The sequence below is a fragment of the Pseudomonas sp. ITEM 17296 genome (assembly GCF_028895205.1).
Taxonomy (GTDB): Bacteria; Pseudomonadota; Gammaproteobacteria; order Pseudomonadales; family Pseudomonadaceae; genus Aquipseudomonas; species Aquipseudomonas kermanshahensis.
Genome location: NZ_WJRS01000008.1, coordinates 129305 through 147631 on the forward strand (window position 1 = coordinate 129305; position 18327 = coordinate 147631).

The 18327-nt window shown below is 63.3% G+C and carries 11 protein-coding genes; 3 read left to right on the forward strand and 8 right to left on the reverse strand.

What is annotated here, in order from left to right; all coding sequences use genetic code 11:
* Window positions 1-111 precede the first annotated feature (111 nt).
* Entirely contained in the window at window positions 112-4404 is a 4293-nt protein-coding gene (locus tag GIB19_RS11925; RefSeq protein ID WP_274886119.1) for a DEAD/DEAH box helicase, read from the reverse strand.
* A gap of 127 nt (window positions 4405-4531) precedes the next feature.
* On the opposite strand from GIB19_RS11925, the gene GIB19_RS11930 reads away from it, so the two are divergent.
* The gene (locus tag GIB19_RS11930; RefSeq protein WP_085273566.1) at window positions 4532-4945 is read left to right on the forward strand and encodes an NUDIX hydrolase; all 414 of its coding nucleotides are present in this window, start codon (window positions 4532-4534) and stop codon (window positions 4943-4945) included.
* Here the strand turns inward: GIB19_RS11930 and metR are convergent.
* Window positions 4929-5846, reverse strand: a complete 918-nt coding sequence (gene metR / locus GIB19_RS11935) for a transcriptional regulator MetR (RefSeq protein ID WP_027594174.1) — start codon at window positions 5844-5846, stop codon at window positions 4929-4931. The genes GIB19_RS11930 and metR overlap by 17 nt on opposite strands.
* 196 nt (window positions 5847-6042) lie before the next feature.
* Here metR and GIB19_RS11940 point away from each other — a divergent pair, with 196 nt between their 5' ends.
* Complete coding sequence (locus GIB19_RS11940; RefSeq protein WP_085273565.1) at window positions 6043-7038, forward strand: alpha/beta fold hydrolase; 996 nt, start codon at window positions 6043-6045, stop codon at window positions 7036-7038.
* A 53-nt stretch (window positions 7039-7091) separates the two neighbouring features.
* On the opposite strand, the gene GIB19_RS11945 is transcribed toward GIB19_RS11940, so the two are convergent.
* The 6 genes from GIB19_RS11945 to GIB19_RS11970 all read right to left on the reverse strand — a co-directional run bounded on the left by GIB19_RS11945 (window position 7092) and on the right by GIB19_RS11970 (window position 13598).
* Complete coding sequence (locus GIB19_RS11945; RefSeq protein WP_085273564.1) at window positions 7092-8420, reverse strand: sigma-54-dependent transcriptional regulator; 1329 nt, start codon at window positions 8418-8420, stop codon at window positions 7092-7094.
* Window positions 8417-10321, reverse strand: coding sequence for a sensor histidine kinase (locus GIB19_RS11950; RefSeq protein ID WP_274886123.1), 1905 nt, complete (start codon window positions 10319-10321; stop codon window positions 8417-8419). Before GIB19_RS11950 ends, GIB19_RS11945 begins: the two co-directional genes overlap by 4 nt.
* Before the next feature lie 67 nt (window positions 10322-10388).
* Window positions 10389-11123: an amino acid ABC transporter ATP-binding protein gene (locus GIB19_RS11955; RefSeq protein WP_027594178.1), complete on the reverse strand. Its 735-nt coding sequence runs from the start codon at window positions 11121-11123 to the stop codon at window positions 10389-10391.
* On the reverse strand, window positions 11120-11791 hold the full coding sequence (locus GIB19_RS11960; protein WP_265968731.1) for an amino acid ABC transporter permease: 672 nt from the start codon (window positions 11789-11791) through the stop codon (window positions 11120-11122). The genes GIB19_RS11955 and GIB19_RS11960 overlap by 4 nt, the downstream gene beginning before the upstream one ends.
* Entirely contained in the window at window positions 11792-12538 is a 747-nt protein-coding gene (locus GIB19_RS11965; protein ID WP_099430277.1) for an amino acid ABC transporter permease, read from the reverse strand.
* A 142-nt stretch (window positions 12539-12680) separates the two neighbouring features.
* Window positions 12681-13598 carry a glutamate/aspartate ABC transporter substrate-binding protein gene (locus tag GIB19_RS11970; RefSeq protein ID WP_099430276.1) on the reverse strand — a complete coding sequence of 306 codons (918 nt, stop codon included), beginning with the start codon at window positions 13596-13598 and terminating at the stop codon, window positions 12681-12683.
* A 319-nt stretch (window positions 13599-13917) separates the two neighbouring features.
* Here GIB19_RS11970 and GIB19_RS11975 point away from each other — a divergent pair, with 319 nt between their 5' ends.
* The gene (locus tag GIB19_RS11975) at window positions 13918-18312 is read left to right on the forward strand and encodes an NEL-type E3 ubiquitin ligase domain-containing protein (protein WP_274886126.1); all 4395 of its coding nucleotides are present in this window, start codon (window positions 13918-13920) and stop codon (window positions 18310-18312) included.
* The last annotated feature ends 15 nt before the right edge of the window (window positions 18313-18327 follow it).

Consider the following 18327-nt stretch of genomic DNA (forward strand, 5'->3'; position numbering starts at 1 on the left):
CAGTGTCAGACACCGAGCTCAGGCAGCACAACTGGCAAAAATGATAGGTAAATGCGTACCTCCAGATTGTCCGGAACATAAGGTAGTGATCGGCAGGGTTGAGGCAGTCAGTTAGGGGATACTTGAGCGTGCATCGCTCAATAACCTGTGACGCCAGGTGTGCTGTTCCTCCACCGAGGCATCAATGAGAAACTGGTAACGCCCAGCGACTCGCACCGCCACCGGCACGCCATCGCGGTACAGCAAGCGGTTACCGCTCACCGCGGGTAGTTTCGCCCCCGGCAGCAATGACCCGACCACATTGAGCGGGTCGCTGGCGCTGACCATCACCAGTGCGCCCTCCGGCTCACGCCGGCGTACTTGCCGCAACAGGCCCACAGCCTCTGGCAAGGCGAACTGCTCACCGGCCAGCCCAGCAATGAAGCGCCCACCCCGGATTTCGCCGCGGGCCTCCAGGCGGTGATAGCAACGCAGCAATTCGCGCCAAGGCGGCAATACATCACTTTCCCGCTCCAGCAGCCGCCAGCAGATCACCCCATAGCGGCGCAAGAGGGCGCGGGCGATGTGCTCCAGACGCTGGCTGTCGTCTATTGCAGCAGTGCCCCTGCGCAACAGCGCCCAGCGGCCGGCGTGGGCCATGCTGGTGGAGAGGGGGGCATGGCCGCGCCTGCTGTTGCGCGAGGTGCGTTTTGCCGCTGGCGTGATCAGGCTGCGCAGCCCGGTGAAGCTGTCGGCACCCACCAGGCCAAAGCCCACCAGTGCCTGCAATGCGGTTTCCAGTTCGCTGGGCAGCAGGTGGGCTTCCTGCGTCAGTTCATCGAAGAACAACGCCCCATGCGCCTGCAACACGTCATGCACGCGTTGCGCCCGCGGGCCGAGCTCGTCTACTGCCGGTACGGGCGCCAGGCTGCGCCAGAGGCCCAGGTGTTCGCGCGGCAACAGCACCAGCGGTGTACTGGCCAAGGTCGTGCTGGCCACCGTGGTTGCTAGCCGGCTCCAGGCAAACTGCCCGCTGCGGCAGGTGTCGTCGAGCCAGTGCGGGCTGTAGTCCTGGATGCGTGCCGGCAGCAGCTCCGCCTCCCAGGCGCCGGCCGCAGCGGGGAAGCCCTGCAACTGTGTCAGCACTTCAGCCACGGACTGTGGCCCGCGCAGGCGCTCGTCTGCGGCCAGGTGCTGCCAGTCGAACAGAAAACGCATGAAGTCTTGCAGGCTGACCGGTTCGATCTCCCGGCGCAGGCGTTTGACCGTGTAGCGGTGGATGCGCGCCAGCAAGTGCCGTTCGCACCACTGCAGCTGTTGTTCCGCAGGCCTGAAATAGCCGCGCAACACGTAGCCTTCGGCTTCCAGGCGGGCCAGGGCCTGTTCGATGTCTGGCTGCGGCTTGCCTAGCGGGGTAGCGATCTGCGCCACGGTTTGCGGGCCGTGGCCACTTAGGCGAGCACGCAGCAGTTCACTTAGCGCATTGTCCGCCTCGATGGCTTGCTCGAAGCCTGGCAGCACGTTTAGCGCAGGTTCGGTGGCTGAACCTGGATACACACGTTGCAGCAGGCTCAGGCGTTCACGCGCCAGCCACAGCTGTTGATCCGGCAGGCGCAAGGCGCGCCCCGCTTTGGTCAGTTGCCGAAGCAGCAAATCCCAATGGGCGTTGGCCTGCACTTCATGGGCAGTGATGGCCCCCAGGCTCATCAACGCTTCGTGCATCTCGTCGGCGTTAGCCGCTTGCGGCCAGGCCTCGCTCTCTACGGCGGCGATGGCATCGGTGTCCAGCGCGCCCAGCTCATCCGCGCTGTGCAGTTCGTTCCAGCGCCGGTTGAGCACGGCCTGGGTGCGTCGCTCTTCCAGGGGCGCATCGTCAAGAAAGGCGTAGGGCCTGGCGTTGAGGATGGCCGAGGCCAGTGGCGACGGGGCCGGCAGGTCACGGCTGAGCAAGCGCACCTCACCGCCTTCGATGCGGCGCAGCAAGGCCAGCCAGCCTTCGCTGTCCATGGCTTCGTGCAGGCAGTCGTCGAGGGTCTGCTCGACCAGCGGATGATCCGGAATCTGCCGTTCGCCGGCGATGTTTTCCAGGCAGGCGATCTGGTCGGGGAACACCGAAGCGATCAGGTCCTCGCTTTTCATCCGCTGGAGCTGCGGGGCCACCTTGCGCCCACCGATGAAGCGCGGCAAGGCCATGGCCACGGCAGCGTTCCAGCGCCAGCGCACGCCGAACAATGGCGCATCGAGCAGGGCCTGGATGAGGAGCTGTTCGGCGCTGCGGCTGGACAGGTAGCGCCACACCTCGTCCAGCGCAAAACTGTGGCTGGTGGACAGCGACAGGACGATGGCATCTTCGCTGGCCGCCGCCTGCAGTTCAAAATTGAAGGTGCGGCAAAAGCGCTTGCGCAGGGCCAGGCCCCAGGCGCGGTTGATGCGGCTGCCGTAGGGCGAGTGGATGATCAGCTGAGTACCGCCGGACTCATCGAAGAAGCGCTCCATGATCAGCGTCTGCTGCGAGGGCAGGGCGCCCAGCACGTCGCGGGTGCGCCCCAGGTAATCGAGCAACTGGCTGGCGCTGTCTTCGCCCAGCTCGAAGGTGCGCTGCAGCCAGGCCAGCACGGCGGTACTGTCGGCGCCGGGCAACCCCAGTCGCTCATCAATGCGTGCCTGCAGCCGAGCGACCGCGGCGGACAATTCGTCACTGCGCCCCGGTGCTTCGCCCAGCCAGAAGGGGATGGTCGGCGGCAGGCCATGGGCGTCTTCTACCCGCACCCGGCCCGATTCGACGCGCAAAATCCGGTAGGAGGCGTTGCCCAACTGGAAAATATCGCCGGCAATGCTTTCCACAGCGAAGTCTTCATTGACGCTGCCAATGTTCAGCGCCTGCGGCTCGAGTAGCACGGCGTAGTCGGCGGTTTCGGGGATAGTCCCGCCACTGGTCAGCGCAGTCAGTTGGCTGCCGCGGCGGCCGCGCAAGGTGCCGCTGACCGCGTCGCGGTGCAGGTAGGCGCTACGGATGCCCTGGCGGCCGTTATAGCCTTCGGCGAGCATGCGCAGCAGCGCCTGGTAATGGTTGACGTCGAGTTCGGCGTAAGGCGTTGCCTGGCGCAGGCAGTCGAACAGCGCTTGTTCCTGCCAGGGCTGATTACTGGTTTCGGCGACAATCTGCTGGGCCAGCACGTCGAGGGGCGCAGTGGGAATGTGCAGTTGGTCGAGCTCCCCGTGGCGCACGCAGTCCAGCAGGGCGATGCATTCGATCAAGTCGTCGCGCGAAGTGGGGAACAGGCGCCCTTTGGGGATGCCCTCGACCTGGTGCCCGGAGCGCCCGACGCGTTGCAAGAAGGCCGCGATCGAGCCGGGTGAGGCGATCTGGCAGACCAGGTCGACATCGCCGATGTCGATGCCCAACTCCAGTGACGCCGTGGCCACCAGCACCTGCAACTGGCCGGTTTTCAGGCGCTGTTCCGCATCCAGGCGCAGTTCCTTGGCCAGGCTGCCGTGGTGCGCGGCCACCGCGTCCTTGCCCAGGCGATCGCTGAGGTGGCGGGTCAGGCGTTCGGCCAGGCGCCGGGTGTTGACGAACACCAGCGTGGTGCGGTGCTCGCGGGCGAGGGCTGCCAGGCGGTCATAAACCAGGTTCCACACGTCCGTGGCCATGACCGCGCCCAAGGGCACGGGCGGCAACTCGAGGGCCAAGTCGCGCTGGCGGGCGTGGCCAATGTCGACGATCGCGCAAGGGCGCTGATGGCCGACCAGAAATTGCGCCACGCGCTCCACCGGCCGCTGGGTGGCCGACAGGCCAATGCGACGCAACGGCCGCCCGCTCAGCGCCTGCAGGCGTTCGAGGGTCAGTGCCAAGTGCGCCCCCCGTTTGTTGCCGGCCAGGGCATGGATCTCATCGACGATCACTGTGTGCACGCTGGCCAGGCCCGCGCGGCCCGAGGCCGAGCCCATCAGCACATAGAGTGATTCCGGCGTGGTCACCAGGATATGCGGGGCCAGCTTGCGCATGGCTGCACGTTCTTTTTGCGGTGTATCGCCGGTGCGCACTGCGGTGCTGATGCGGGGCGGCTTGAGGCCCTGGTCTTCCAGCGCCTGGCTGATGCCTTCGAGCGGCGCTTGCAGGTTCAGGCGAATATCGTTGGACAGCGCCTTGAGCGGCGAGACATACACCACTTGGGTGCACGCGGGCAGTTCGCCGCCGTGTTCGAGGCCTTGGCAGAACAGTTGGTCGAGCACGGCCAGAAAGGCGCTCAAGGTCTTGCCGGAGCCGGTCGGTGCAGCCAGCAGCATCGACTGGCCGCCGTGAATCAATGGCCAGGCACGCGCCTGGGCGTCGGTGACCGTGGCGAAATGGCGACGGAACCAGGTGCCGACGGCGGGGTGGAACAGCGCCAGCACCGGGTGCTGTTGGGCGGGTAGGTTCATGTGTTGGTTATGGCGGGTGCGCGGCGGGTTGGCAAGGGGCCGTTCGTCTGTGAGGGCAGGCTGCACCGACCTTGTCAGGCGATGAACCCCATGGGATCCTCTCAGGCTTTTCCAGCGAGCCCATCCCATGCCCAACACCCTTCGCATCGCCGCCGCCCTGCTGATCGACCCCCAGGGCCGCACCTTGCTGGTGCGCAAGCGCGGCACCGTGGCCTTCATGCAGCCCGGCGGCAAGATCGATGCGGGTGAGTCGCCGGTAGAGGCGCTGGTGCGTGAGCTGCATGAGGAGCTGGGCCTGCGCATCGACCCCGCCCAGGCCGTCCACCTCGGCCAGTTCAGCGCGCCGGCTGCCAACGAGCCAGGCTACCAGGTGCAAGCCGAACTGTTTCGCGTCGACAGCGCCGAAGCCGTGACCCCGGCGGCGGAAATCGAAGAAGTGGTGTGGCTGGCGGCGGACCAGGCGCCTGCGTTTGAGCTGGCGCCGCTGACCCGCGACCTGATTCTGCCGTTGTACCGCCAGGCCGTCAGCGTACCGCGCTGACCCCATCGAGGGTGGCGAACGAAGTGTCCTTGGCGGTCAGCAAGAAATCGCGCATGTACGGCGCATCGAGCATGTCGGTGCGTACCGCCGCATAAAGCGTGGCGAACAGGCCCTTTTCGCCCAGGCGCTTGCCTTTCACGTAGCCCCGCGAGCTGTACTCGTGCAGTGCCCAGTGCGGCATGCCGCACACGCCACGGCCGCTGGCGACCAATTGCATCATCATCACCGTCAGCTCCGAGGTACGCACCGCAGCTGGCTCAATGTCGGCCGGCTCCAGGAAGCGGGTGAAGATATCCAGGCGATCGCGTTCCACCGGGTAGGTGATCAGGGTCTGGTCGAGCAGGTCTTGCGGCACCATGTAAGGCTTGCTGGCCAGCGGGTGCTGGTTGGCCACGGCGAGCATGGCTTCATAGGTGAACAGCGGCACATAGGTGATACCGGCCAGGTCCAGCGGGTCGGAGGTGACTACCAGGTCCAGGTCGCCACGGGCCAGCGCGGGCAGGGGAGCGAAGGCAAAACCCGAGGCCAGGTCCAGCTCGACTTCCGGCCAGGCATCGCGGAACTGGTCGATGGTCGGCATCAGCCATTGGAAGCAGCTGTGGCATTCGATGGCCATGTGCAAGCGCCCGGCGGTGCCACCGGCCAAGCGCGCGATGTCACGCTCGGCGCCGCGCAGCAGCGGCAGCGTGGCATCTGCCAGTTGCAGCAAGCGCAGGCCGGCACTGGTGAAGCGGATCGGTTTGCTCTTGCGCACGAACAGCGGCAAGCCCAGGCGCTCTTCCAGCTCTTTGAACTGGTGCGACAGCGCCGACTGTGTCAGGTGCAGGCGTTCGGCGGCCTCTACCAGGCTGTCGGCCTCGCGCAGGGCATGAAGGGTTTTCAGGTGGCGGATCTCCAGCACTGCTGACTCCGAGGGTTGAATGCCAAAGGGAAGGAATTGAGTTGAGTTTCTCTCATGTTGCCCAGGCTGTCGACTGGACCGTTGGCCACACCACTCAGCGGGGGTCATCAAACTGTCACTGAACTGTGGCAGCGCGCCCGACAGAAATTCATCAAACTCGCGCTCTACTGGGGATCTGCATTCTGGTGTTTCTTTCATGCGGGCTTTGTTGCTGTTTCTCTTCTTTCTTTTCAGCGTGCCGGCGAGCTTCGCCGACCAACGCTGTGACACGCAGGTAGCGGTACAACGGGCTGAACTGGGTGATTTGAGCCTGGTTTACCAAAGCGTCGGTGCGCCGCGAGACCCTGCATTGCTGCTGGTCATGGGCCTGGGCGGGCAACTGATCCATTGGCCGGACGACGTGGTCGAGGCTCTGTGCCGCCAGGGTTTTCGGGTCATACGCTACGACAACCGCGATGTCGGCCTGTCGCGCTGGAACCAACTGCCACCCTCGGCCAACCTGACGGTCGAGCTGCTGCGCTACAAGCTCGGCCTGCCGGTTTCCGCCCCCTATACGCTCACCGACATGGCGGGGGATGGGCTGCGCTTGATGGATTCATTGGGCATACGCCAGTTTCATGTGCTGGGGGTCAGCATGGGCGGGATGATTGCCCAGCACCTGGCGGCAATGGCGCCGGAGCGGGTCCGTAGCCTGACGCTGGTGATGTCCAGCTCAGGCGCCGCAGGGCTGCCGGCGCCGGACCCTGCCCTGGTGCAGCTGTTGGCCCGGCGCAGTGCGCCCAACCGTGAGGTAGCGATCGAGCAGCAGGCTGACTTGCTGGCGGCACTGGGCAGCCCGCAGGTGCGTGATGATCGGGCCGCCTTGTTGCAGCAGGCAGCGGTGGCCTATGACCGGGCATTCAACCCGGATGGTGCCAAGCGCCAGATCATGGCGATCCTGGCCGAACCGAGCCGCGTGGCGTTGCTCAACCAGCTGCGCGTGCCGACGTTGGTGGTGCATGGCACGGCCGACCCGTTGTTGCCGGTGATGCATGGGGTGCACTTGGCGGCGCATATCCAGGGCAGCCAGCTGCGCTTGATACCGGGGCTGGCGCACCGTTTTCAGGAGCCGTTCAAGGCGCCGTTGCTGGGGGCGGTGCTGCCTTACCTGCAATCGCATCGGCAGGATGTGACGCATATTGCGGGTCTGTGAGATTGGCATTGGCTGCTTCGCGGGCAAGCCCGCGAAGCAAGCGCCGCCGATTTTCAGCCCAGCCCGTACTTTTTCACTTTGTCGAACAGCGTGGTCTTGGCCATGCCCAGCTCCTGGCTGGCCTGGCTGAGGTTGCCGCCGGTGCGTTGCAAGGCATCGCTGAGCAGGTTGCGTTCAAAGGCCTCCACAGCCTCGGAAAAGCCCAGGCCCTGGCTGGCGCCGCCACTCGGGCCCTTCTTGAAGGCCGGTAAGCCCAAGGCATGACGCTCGGCAACGTTGCGCAGCTCTCGCACGTTGCCCGGCCAGTCATGGGCCATCAACCGCGACAAGGTCTGGCTGTCCAGCGTCGGTGCTTCACGGTCGAAGCGCAAAGCCGATTGCTGCAGGAAGTGCTCGAACAACTGCAGGATGTCTTCGCGGCGCTCACGCAGGGGGGGGAGCTCCAGCGTCACCACGTTCAGCCGGTAGTACAGGTCACTGCGAAACTGCCCGTTCTGCCCCATGGCATCGAGGTCGGACTTGGTCGCAGCGATTACTCGGCAATCCACCGCGATGCTCTGGTTCGAGCCCAGCCGCTCCAGTGTGCGCTCCTGCAACACCCGCAGCAGTTTGATCTGCAGGTTGATCGGCATGCTCTCGACTTCGTCGAGGAACAGCGTGCCGCCATTGGCGTGTTCGATTTTGCCGATTCGGCGTTTACCTGCGCCGGTAAAGGCGTTGGCTTCGTGGCCGAAAATTTCGCTCTCGAACAGGTTTTCGGGCAGGCCGCCGCAGTTCAGCGCCACGAAGGGTTGGCCCTGGCGGCGGCTGAAATCGTGCAGGCAGCGGGCGACCAGTTCTTTGCCGGTGCCGGTCTCGCCTTCGATCAGCACGTTGGCCGAGGTGTCGGCGACGTTGGCGATCAGTTCACGCAGGTGCTCCATGGCCGGCGAGCGGCCAATGATGCGGCCCTCCAGGCTGCTCTGTTCGGCCAGTTGGCGGCGCAAGGCAACCACCTCGCGTGACAGGCCGCGCTGTTCGAGGGCGCGGCGCACCACGTCGACCAGGCGCTCGGGCGAGAAGGGCTTCTCCATGAAATCGTAGGCGCCGTTGCGCATGGCGCCGACCGCCATGTCGATATCGCCGTGGCCGGTGATCAGCACCACCGGCAGGCTGCGGTCGCGGGCCTTGAGGCGGTTGAGCAGCTCAAGGCCATCGATGCCCGGCAGGCGAATGTCGCTGACGACGATGCCGGCAAAGTCGTCGCCGATGCGTTCCAGGGCCTGTTCGGCGCTGCCGACCCCTTCGCAGGCGATGTCTTCCAGGGCCAATGCCTGCTGGCAGCCGAGCAGCACATGCGGGTCGTCTTCGACAATCAGGACGGTGAGAGGCGCTTGGTTCATGGGTGCTCTGCCGATTCGCTAGGGGGGGATACCAGGGGCAGGACAAGCACGAAGGCCGTGCCGCCACTGACAGGATGCTCGACGTTCAGGCTGCCTTTGGCGGCGGCGGCAAGGCTCGCCGACAAGGTCAGGCCCAGGCCCAGGCCATGTTCGCCCGGTTTGGTGGTGAAGAAGGGTTCGAACAGATGCTTGCGTGCCTCGGCGTCGATGCCATGGCCGTTGTCGCGCACCCGCAGGCGATACTTGTCACCCTGCAGTTCGCCTTCGAGCCACAGCTCTGGCAGGGGCTGGGTGGCCATGGCGTCGATGGCGTTGCCGATCAGGTTGACCAGGATCTGCTCCAGGCGGGTCTGGTCGATGGCCAGTTGATGGTCTTCGAACTGGTTGTGCAATTGCAAGTGGCAGCCACTGATGCGGTTGGCCAGTACCTGCAGGGTGGCGTCCACCGCCTTGGCCAGCGAGGCCTGGCCACCGTCGTCGCCACGGCGGGCGAATGAACGCAGGCTGGCGGTGATACGGCCCATGCGGTCGATCAGGTCGTTCATGGTACGCAGGTTGGTGCTGGCCGTTTCCAGCGCGCCGCGTTCGAGGAAGCGCACGGTGTTGCCGGACAACGTGCGCAGCGCGGCCAAGGGCTGGTTGAGTTCGTGGGCGATGCTGGTCGACATCTGCCCGATGGCAGCCAGCTTGCCCGCCTGCACCAGCTCATCCTGGGCATGGCGCAGGGTTTGCTCAGCATGCCGGCGCTCGCGGATCTGCCCCTTCAGCCGCTCATTGCTGGCACGCAAGTCGGCGGTGCGTTCGGTGATGCGGCGTTCGAGTTGGCTGTTGGCTTCCTGCAGCGCCTCACGGGCGGCCAGGCGGGTGGCGATGACCTTGCGGCGTTCGTTCCAGGCGATGCCCAGAATGGCCAGCAGGGCGAATGCCACCCCGACCAGGATGCCTTGCACCATCGATTCTCGGCGCAGGTCTTGCAGCGGGGTCAGCAGGGTGAAATGCCACGGGGTGTCGACCAGGCGACGGGTCTGGGCCAGGTAGGCCACTTCATGGGCCTTGCCTTGCACTGTTTCGCTGTTGGCCGGGAAGGTCAGCTTTTCAACACCATCGGCGAGGGTTTCCCGCGCCAGAGGTTGCAGCTCGTTCAGCGGCCACCAGTAATACTGCAGGCTGCGCGCCAGGCGTTCCTTGATTTGCGGGGTCAGCGGGCGCACCGACTTCAAGCGCCGGGCCGGGTCACTGGACAGAATGATGATGCCGTTCTCATCGCTGACGAACGCTTCCAGGCGGGCACGCTGCCAACGTTCTTCGAGGGTGTCCAGGCGTACCTTGATCACCGCAACGCCTATGATCTTGCCGTGTTCTTCCAGGCCATGGGCCAGGTAGTAGCCGGCCTCGCCGGTGGTGCTGCCGATGCCATAGAAGCGCCCGGGTTCGCCGCGCACGGCAGTCTGGAAGTAGGCCCGGAACGACAGGTCTTCACCCAGAAACGAATCGGCATCGCGCCAGTTGCTGGTGGCCTGCACCCGGCCGTTGGTGTCGAGCACGAAGATTGCCCGGCTGCGGCTGCGCCGGTTCAGGCCTTCGAGGTATTCGTTGACCGCCTGGCGGGAGCCGCCATCGGGCTCGGTGAGCAGGTGCGAGACGCTGTCTTCAAGCTCCAGCAGGCTAGGCAGGTAGGTGTATTTGCTGATCTCGCTCTCGACCGTGCGCGCGTGCAGCTCCAGCTGACGCTCGCCGTTTTCGCTCAGGCTGCGGATGCCATTGCTCTCGCTGACCAAGTAACCGGCCATGCCGAGGCCGACCATCAGCAGGATGACCAGGGGGGGTAACAGCAATTGACGAATCAGGCGGGAATTCACGGCAGGTCTGGCAGGGAGAAGAAGCGAAGGATCGCATTTCATCACAGTGGCCTTGTCACGACCAGCGTCCGCTGCCCGATGGGGGCGGGCAGCGGACGCTGAGGCCGGCTTAGTGTTGCAGGATCTTGCTGAGGAAGTGCTGGGTGCGTTGGTCGCGGGCGTTCTGGTCGCCGAAGAACTCTTCTTTGGTGCAGTCTTCGATGATGCTGCCTTTGTCCATGAAGATGACCCGGTTGGCGACCTTGCGGGCAAAGCCCATCTCGTGGGTCACGCACATCATGGTCATGCCCTCGTTGGCCAGCTGAACCATCACATCGAGCACTTCACTGACCATTTCAGGGTCCAGTGCCGAGGTGGGTTCGTCGAACAGCATGACGATCGGGTCCATGGCCAGGGCGCGGGCGATCGCCACCCGTTGCTGCTGGCCGCCGGAAAGCTGGCCGGGGTGTTTCTTGGCATGCGCGCTGAGGCCGACGCGATCGAGCAGGGCCAGGCCTTTCTTGGAGGCTTCTGCCTCGCTGCGGCCGAGCACCTTGCGCTGGGCAATGGTCAGGTTTTCGGTGATGGTCAGGTGCGGGAACAGCTCGAAGTGCTGGAACACCATGCCCACCCGCGAGCGCAGTTTCGGCAGGTTGGTCTTCGGGTCGGCAATCGAGGTGCCATCGACCACGATGTCGCCCTTCTGGAACGGCTCCAGCGCGTTGACGCACTTGATCAGGGTGGACTTGCCCGAGCCCGACGGCCCGCACACCACTACCACTTCACCCTTCTTGACGTCGGTGCTGCAGTCGGTCAGTACCTGGAAGTCGCCGTACCACTTGTTGACGTTCTTGATGGAAATCATACGGTGATCCTTTTTTGCAGGCGCTTGACCAGCCACGAAGCGGAGAAGCTGATGATGAAGTAGACGACCCCGGCGAAGATCAGGAACTCATGCGAGCGCCCGATGATGTCGCCGTTGGAGCGTGCCGAGTTGAGGAAGTCGACCAGGCCCACGGTGTACACCAGCGAGGTGTCCTGGAACAGGATGATACTTTGCTGCAGCAGCAAAGGGGTCATCTTGCGGAAGGCCTGGGGCAGGATGATCAGGCGCATGGTCTGGGCGTAGTTCATGCCCAGCGCTTGCGCGGCGCCCATCTGGCCCTTGGAGATCGACTGCACACCGGCACGGACGATTTCGCAGAAGTAGGCCGCCTCGAACATCATGAACGCGACCACGCAGGAGGTAAACGCACCGACGGGGGTGTCTTCGCCGGTGATCCAACGCAGCACGAACGGCACCGCCAGGTAGAACCAGGTGATCACCAGCAGCAGCGGGATCGAGCGGAAGTAGTTGACGTAAGCGCCCGCCAGCCGCGACAGCAGTTTGCTCGACGACAGGCGCATCAGCGCCAGGAGGGTGCCGAGTGCGATACCGCCGACCACGCCCATGACCATCAGTTGCAGGGTCATGATCATGCCTTCCCAGAGGGCGGGCAGGGCGGGAATGATTTCGCTGAAATCCATGTCCATTTACTTGCCCCCCACGGAAATCAGGCCAGGTACTGCGACTTTTTTCTCGACCAGGCGCATGAGCAGCATCAGGCCCATGTTCAGGGTGAAGTAAATCAGCGTGGCCAGGGTGAACGCCTCGAACAGGTTGGCAGAGAACTCTGCGGTCTGCTTGGTTTGTGCCAGCAGCTCCATCAGGCCGATCAGCGAGGCCACCGAGGAGTTCTTGAACACGTTCAGGAACTCTGACGTGAGCGGCGGAATGATGATCCGGTAGGCTTGCGGCAGCAGCACGTTGGTGTAGATCTGCGGCAGGCTGAAGCCCATGGCGCGGGCTGCTGATTCCTGGCCGCGGGGCAGCGCCTGGATGCCGGTGCGCACTTGTTCGCAGACACGGGCCGCAGTGAACAGGCCCAGGCACACCACCACGCTGATCAGCGCCGAAGTGGTCGGGTTGAGGTCCTGCTTGAACCATTCCTGCAGGCCTTCGGGCAGCAGGTCCGGTACCAGGAAGTACCAGATGAACAGCTGCACCAGCAGCGGCACGTTGCGGAACAGTTCCACATAAGCAGTGGCGATGCCCGATACCAGGCGGTTCGGCACAGTACGCATGACGCCAAGGACAGACCCCAGCAGCAGCGCGATGATCCAGGCGGTGATGGCGATGGCGATGGTCCAGCCCAGGCCGGTGATGTACCAGTCCAGATAGGTTTCGCTGCCCACGCCGGTGGACTTGAAGAACACGCCCCAGTCCCAGTTGTAATTCATCGGGATTTCCCCTCAGACGGTTGTTTCACGGGCACCTTCGAGCATCCGGGGGCGCTTGGCGCCCTCGGATGAAAGGTTAGACACTAATGAGTGGCCTGCAGAATTGATTCGTGCGCATGCGCACCAGGCCACTATCTGAGGATCAGGACTTCTTCTCGTCCGCCGCTTTGTCGGTCGGCTCGGCGATCAGTTTTTTCAGCTCGTCGCTCATCTGGAACTGCAGGTTCAGGCCCTTTGGTGGGATCGGCTGCATGAACCACTTGTCGTAGCTCTTGTTGACTTCGCCCGACTTGAAGTAAGCCACGATGGCCTCGTCGACCGCTTTCTTGAACGCAGCGTCTTCCTTGCGCACCATGCAACCGTAGATTTCGTACGACTGAGGGGTACCGGTAATAACCCAGTCGGCCGGTTTGCGAGCCTTGGCCATTTCACCAGCCAGCAGGGCGTCGTCCATCATGAAGGCCACGGCGCGGCCGCTTTCGAGCATGTTGAAGGCTTCACCGTGGTCCTTGGCGGAAATCACGTTCATCTTCATTTGCTTGTCGGCGTTCATCGCCTTGAGGATGCGTTCGGAGGTAGTGCCAGCGGTGGTCACCACGTTCTTACCGGCCAAGTCCGGGAAATCTTTGTATGCAGGCTGACCGTCCTTGACCTTGGTCAGCAGGCGGGTGCCGACTTCGAAGATGCCGACCGAGAAGCCGACTTGCTGCTGGCGCTCGACGTTGTTGGTGGTGGAGCCGCACTCCAGGTCGACGGTGCCGTTTTGCACCAGCGGGATGCGGGTCTGGGAGGTGACGAGGTTGTATTTGACCTTGATGTCGGTGCCCAGTTGTTTTTTCAGGGCCTCGACCACGGCCAGCTGGATGTCGTGGGAGTAGCCCACGGGTTCCGGCTTGCCTGCCAGGTAGGAAAATGGAATGGAGGAGTCGCGGTGGCCCAATGTGATGGTGCCCGAGTCCTTGATCTTCTTCAGGGTGCCGGTCAGCTCCTCGGCCATGGCCGGCGAAGCGATGACTGCAGCCGCGATAGCGGCGCCCAGCAATTGACGAACGATACGCATCAAATTTTCCTCGACATGTTTGTTTTTTTTATGGAGCCGTTGGCGGACTCTTTCGTTCAACGAATACAACATGAAGCGGGTGCATTCGGCTAAAGAGTGTAGAGCATGAGTCGTGCCAAGCTTCCTTCTTGATCATAACGCCCCGAAATTACGGGGTATCGATCTTTTTTGACAGTAAATCGACAGCATGTGTTGTCCGTGATTCCGAATGGGTTGGCTTTTGCTGTTCGGAAACCCGAATGAATGGGGCCTAGATTTAGTTACCGCAGGTGACGGATTGCCGTGTGGTCTGTTAGCGGTTTTTACGGACCGCACTGCCATGACCCTTTCTGCCGATGAAGCGCCTGCTTCGATTGATGCCCTGATTTCCCAACGTTTACCGGCTTGGCTCACCTCGGCCACGGTCGACCAGCAGCGTGCGCTTCACCAGGCCCTGCGTCAGCAGCAGGACAGTGCTGAGCGTGTGCGGCAATTGTTCAGCCACATTCCGGCCTTGGACGACTTTGCCGCCGCACTGCTGGAGGACGCGTTGCGTCGGCGTTTCAAGGTCAGCACTGACGTGCGCAAAGCGACACTGCGCAAGGTGGTTCAAATCATTCTGTCGTCACCCATTCCACCGACACCCTCGCCAAACATTGCGCGCATATCGACGCAACCCTTGTTGACGACGGCATTGCACAACTTCACCCAGGCCGAAACCAAGCCTGGGCGTTTCACCCAGGTCGCGTTGCGAGATGCGGCAGGGGTCACCCTGTCGGTATCGTTCGAGCGTTTCGCCAGGTTGTGTCGCACCCTTGACCTGGGCGGCCGCTATCAGGCCCTGCTGCGCGAGCATCTGTTGCCGGCAGATCGGCCCGGTGATGAACCCGGCCAAGCCCGTCGGGAAGTCGAGGCGTTGCTGGAGGAGGCCCTGCGCTCATCAATGGAGGCCGCCGTACGCCTAGCAGCCATCAAGGGTGAGATCAGCCATGACAACTACCTGCAGACGCTGCCGGTCTTTGCGAAGCGTGCTGTGGTGCCTGCCTACCCTGTGGTGTTGAGTACCCGCCAGGTGTACTTGCTGGGCAAATGCCTGCACGGGGTGGTGGCCATCGAGATTCAAGACCGGGATCAGGCGTTTTTACGCGGCATCATGCTCTGGATACCGGGGAACCCCCTGAAGCCAGTACAGGTGTTCGAGTCCTGGTGGGCGCTTTACCAGGCCATGGGGCTGCGCCTGCGCGATCCTCACTATGCGGCGTTTATTGCGCGGTTCATCGCCGAGCGCGACCGGGTCGTATTTTTCGGCACCTTGAAGCGTTTGCTGTCGTCGACTGCCCAGGGCTCAGCGCTGCAACTCGATGGTCGTGACTTCGCCATTACCCAACCATTGTTTGCGTTTTTGCGCGCTTCGCGCATCGACAAGATGCTCGATGATGCTCGCGTGCTGGCAGTGCCAACTGCCGATGAGGACAGGAAGGCGCGGGACGAGCGGCTCAAGGGCTACCAGCAAGCGGGACTGACGTTATTGAACCTGGCAGGACTGTTCGTGCCGGTGTTGGGGGAGCTGATGCTCGCGGTGGCCGCCGTGCAGATTGCCGAAGAGGTCTATGAGGGGTATCAGGATTGGCAACTGGGTGATCGTCAGGGGGCGTTGGAGCACGTCTTCAATGTCGCTGAAAGCGTTGTGCTGGGGGCTGCGGTAGGGGCTGGCACTGCAGCGGCCGGGCAATTGGTCAAGCGCATCGCATTCGTCGATGACCTGTCGCCTATCCACACCGAAGCCGGTCACATCAAGCTCTGCGCCCACGATCTGGCCGCCTACCGGGTAAGGGAGCAGGGGATGACGGTGGGCGAACTGATCCAGGACGAAGGCCAGTGGCAGCTGAAGTTGCATGAAGCCAGTTTTCAGTTGGCGGGCTACAAGGACGGTGAGCATCTGTTTATTCGCCATCCTCACTGCAGCGAGGCCTTTCAGCCAATGCTTGAGCACAACGGCAGTGGTGGCTGGCGGCATGCGCTGGAGCGTGTCCAGGAGTGGCAGGGGGCAGCGCGCCTGATGCGGCGCTTGAGCGCCAGGCTGGCCGATGTCAGCGACGACGAGGTGCGCAGCGTGCTCGAAAGCACCGGCTTCGATGAAGCACAGCTAAGGCGTCTGCACCTGGAGAACGCTCCGCCACCGGCACGGTTGCTCGATGCCTTGGAGCGCCGCCGATTGCATGAACAATTCCCCACTGTGCAGGGTGAGGCGTTCGAGTTTCTGGTCAGCACATCGCAAGATAATGAGGAACTGGCCAGTGTCGTACTACGCAGAGACTTTCCGGGCCTGTCGCAGCGCGGGGCGCACGAGATCATCCAACAGGGGAATAGCCAGCAGGTCGAGCAGATGGTGGCCAGTGATCGGGTCCCTTTGGCCTTGGCTGAGCGCGCACGCTGGTTTCTGCGCGATAGCCGCCTTGACCGCGCCTGCGCTGGGCTGCGCCAGGCGTCTGCAGCCAATGCCGATTCCGCGAAACTGGCCGTTGGCCTCATCGATCACGTGGCGCCTTGGCTTGAGCCGCAGGCCATCGAAGTGCGTGCAGACAGCCGCACCGGGGCGATCCTGGCCCAGACAGGCGGGGAAGCCGCTGATGGTCGGTTCAGTATTATCAGGACGCCAGCGGGGTACAGCGCTTACGCCGCCACGGGCCAGCTACTGGCAGGCGCGGCTCCAACTGACAGCCTTCTGCAGGCACTTTCATTGACCTTGAGCGAGGCGCAAAAGGGCGCAATGGGGGCCCGCACATTGGACGCTCAAGCGCTGAGCGGCCTGCTGGCTGAACATGCGCGCACTCATCGTGACCTGGTCGCTCAACTGATTGGCCTGGCGCCGATAGGCGGTGGTGTGCGGCCGCCGGTGCGATGGGGAGATGGGCGCCTGGGTTACCCGCTCAGTGGCCGTGGCGAAAGCCGCGGCCAGGCCAGCCGGCGCGGGATGCGGCAAATTTTCCCGACGCTCGACGATAGCCAACTGCAACGTTACCTGCTGAACCTTATTACCCGCGGGGTCGACCCATGGCAGCATTACAGCCAGCTCAGTCAGCAGTTGGCTGGCTTGCGCCAGGTCTTGCGGCGGTGGCGCATGGAGCATGCTGGTGTACTGGACTTGCTGCGGCGTAGTCGGGTCGCTAATAGCATCCGCCGGTGTTGGCGTTGCAAGACAGGCTTGCGCCGTGACGGCACCTATGCGCTGGACATTCGCGGCGAACGGGTCGGCAGCCTGCCAGCGCTGGAAGAGGGCGTCAGTTTCGAGCATGTCACGCGGCTGACCCTGCGAGACATGGACCTGTCGGAGATCGATCCCGATTTTCTCGCTCGCTTCCCCAACCTGCGTGAACTCGACCTGCGTGAAAATAGCCTGGGCGTTGTGCCTCCAGGGCTGGAGCGTTTGACTCAGCTGAGGTCGCTGCGTTTGGACAACAACCGGATCATCATGGACGCCGCTGGCAACCGTCGGCTCAATGCCTTGGTCAGCCTGCAACGGCTGGACCTCAATTACAATCCGCTCGGTTTTGTCCCGGATATTCGTGGGCTTATTCACCTTGGGCCGCTGGGGTTGCGCTCGACAGGCATCACGGCATTCCCTTCGCGCCTGCAGCAGTTACCGTTGCGGGGTATTGCCGACCTGCGCAATAACCAGATCCGTCAGGTCAATCAGGACTTGCACGGCCTACGCCAGCGTTTGCAGCGTATGGCGTTGCATGACAATCCCTTGGATGAAGCGGCCGAGCGGTACCTCGATGAGTTGCCGGGGCCCAGTAGCCGCGATCAGGCCATCACGCACAGTCCATCCTTTCGTCATCAGCTGGTGCGTGAGAACGAGCGCGAGCAATGGCTAGTTGGCTCGACCGGCGTACAGCGGAGTGAACGTGAGGTGCAGTGGCGTAACCTGCAACATGAAAATGCGTCGCGGCCCTTCTTCAACTTCCTGCGCGATTTCTCTCGATCCCCCGATTTTGTTCAGCGGCCCACCTTCTATCGGGCAAGGGTCTGGAACATCATCGAGGCCTGCGAGCAGAACAGTGAGCTGCGTGAGCAGTTGTTTGTAATGTCTGGAGGCACAGCGTCCTGCGAGGACCGGTTGCTGTGGTTGTTCAGTCAGATGGAGGTGCGGGTGCTTATCCACCGGTACACCGCTGGGTTGACCATTGCGCAAAGCGAGGTCGAGCTGATGCGCCTGAACCGCTCGCTGTTTCGCCTGGATGAACTTGACCATATCGCCGCGCGGCGTATCCAGGGGATTCGCGCTGCGGGGCGTGACGTGGACGACATCGAAGTCTATCTGACCTACCGTGTGCGGCTGGCCGGCTCGCTGCGCCTGCCGGCCCAACCCGCTGCGCTGCATTTCGAGGCCTATGCCGACCTGACACCAGCCGACCTGAATAACGCCAGGATTGAAGTGCTAAGGGCGGAAACCCCGGAGCGGCTGACCCAAGCGCTGGCCGAACGAGAGTTTTGGGAGCGTTACGTGCGAGACCGTTACGAGCGCCGCTTCACGGCATTGGTGGACGCTTTCCGGGCGCCAGAAGAGGCCTACCGGGAGCGTGCAGAAGCGGGAGAGGTCAGTGAGGAGCAGTATTTGACGTACTGCGAAGGTATCGTGCAAGCCATACACGACGGCGAACGAGACCTGATTGTAACCTTGGCTCGCGAGGCTTTCGACCGTTGGTTCGGTATCGATGGGGTGTTGCCGTGAGCCGGTGCCGCTGAG

What these genes read in the sequence shown, in the direction of transcription:
- GIB19_RS11925 (WP_274886119.1), bottom strand. Translation starts at nt 4,404, where the DNA reads ATGAACCTACCCGCCCAACAGCACCCGGTGCTGGCGCTGTTCCACCCC.
- GIB19_RS11930 (WP_085273566.1), top strand. Translation starts at nt 4,532, where the DNA reads ATGCCCAACACCCTTCGCATCGCCGCCGCCCTGCTGATCGACCCCCAG.
- GIB19_RS11940 (WP_085273565.1), top strand. Translation starts at nt 6,043, where the DNA reads ATGCGGGCTTTGTTGCTGTTTCTCTTCTTTCTTTTCAGCGTGCCGGCG.
- GIB19_RS11945 (WP_085273564.1), bottom strand. Translation starts at nt 8,420, where the DNA reads ATGAACCAAGCGCCTCTCACCGTCCTGATTGTCGAAGACGACCCGCAT.
- GIB19_RS11950 (WP_274886123.1), bottom strand. Translation starts at nt 10,321, where the DNA reads ATGAAATGCGATCCTTCGCTTCTTCTCCCTGCCAGACCTGCCGTGAAT.
- GIB19_RS11955 (WP_027594178.1), bottom strand. Translation starts at nt 11,123, where the DNA reads ATGATTTCCATCAAGAACGTCAACAAGTGGTACGGCGACTTCCAGGTA.
- GIB19_RS11960 (WP_265968731.1), bottom strand. Translation starts at nt 11,791, where the DNA reads ATGGACATGGATTTCAGCGAAATCATTCCCGCCCTGCCCGCCCTCTGG.
- GIB19_RS11965 (WP_099430277.1), bottom strand. Translation starts at nt 12,538, where the DNA reads ATGAATTACAACTGGGACTGGGGCGTGTTCTTCAAGTCCACCGGCGTG.
- GIB19_RS11970 (WP_099430276.1), bottom strand. Translation starts at nt 13,598, where the DNA reads ATGCGTATCGTTCGTCAATTGCTGGGCGCCGCTATCGCGGCTGCAGTC.
- GIB19_RS11975 (WP_274886126.1), top strand. Translation starts at nt 13,918, where the DNA reads ATGACCCTTTCTGCCGATGAAGCGCCTGCTTCGATTGATGCCCTGATT.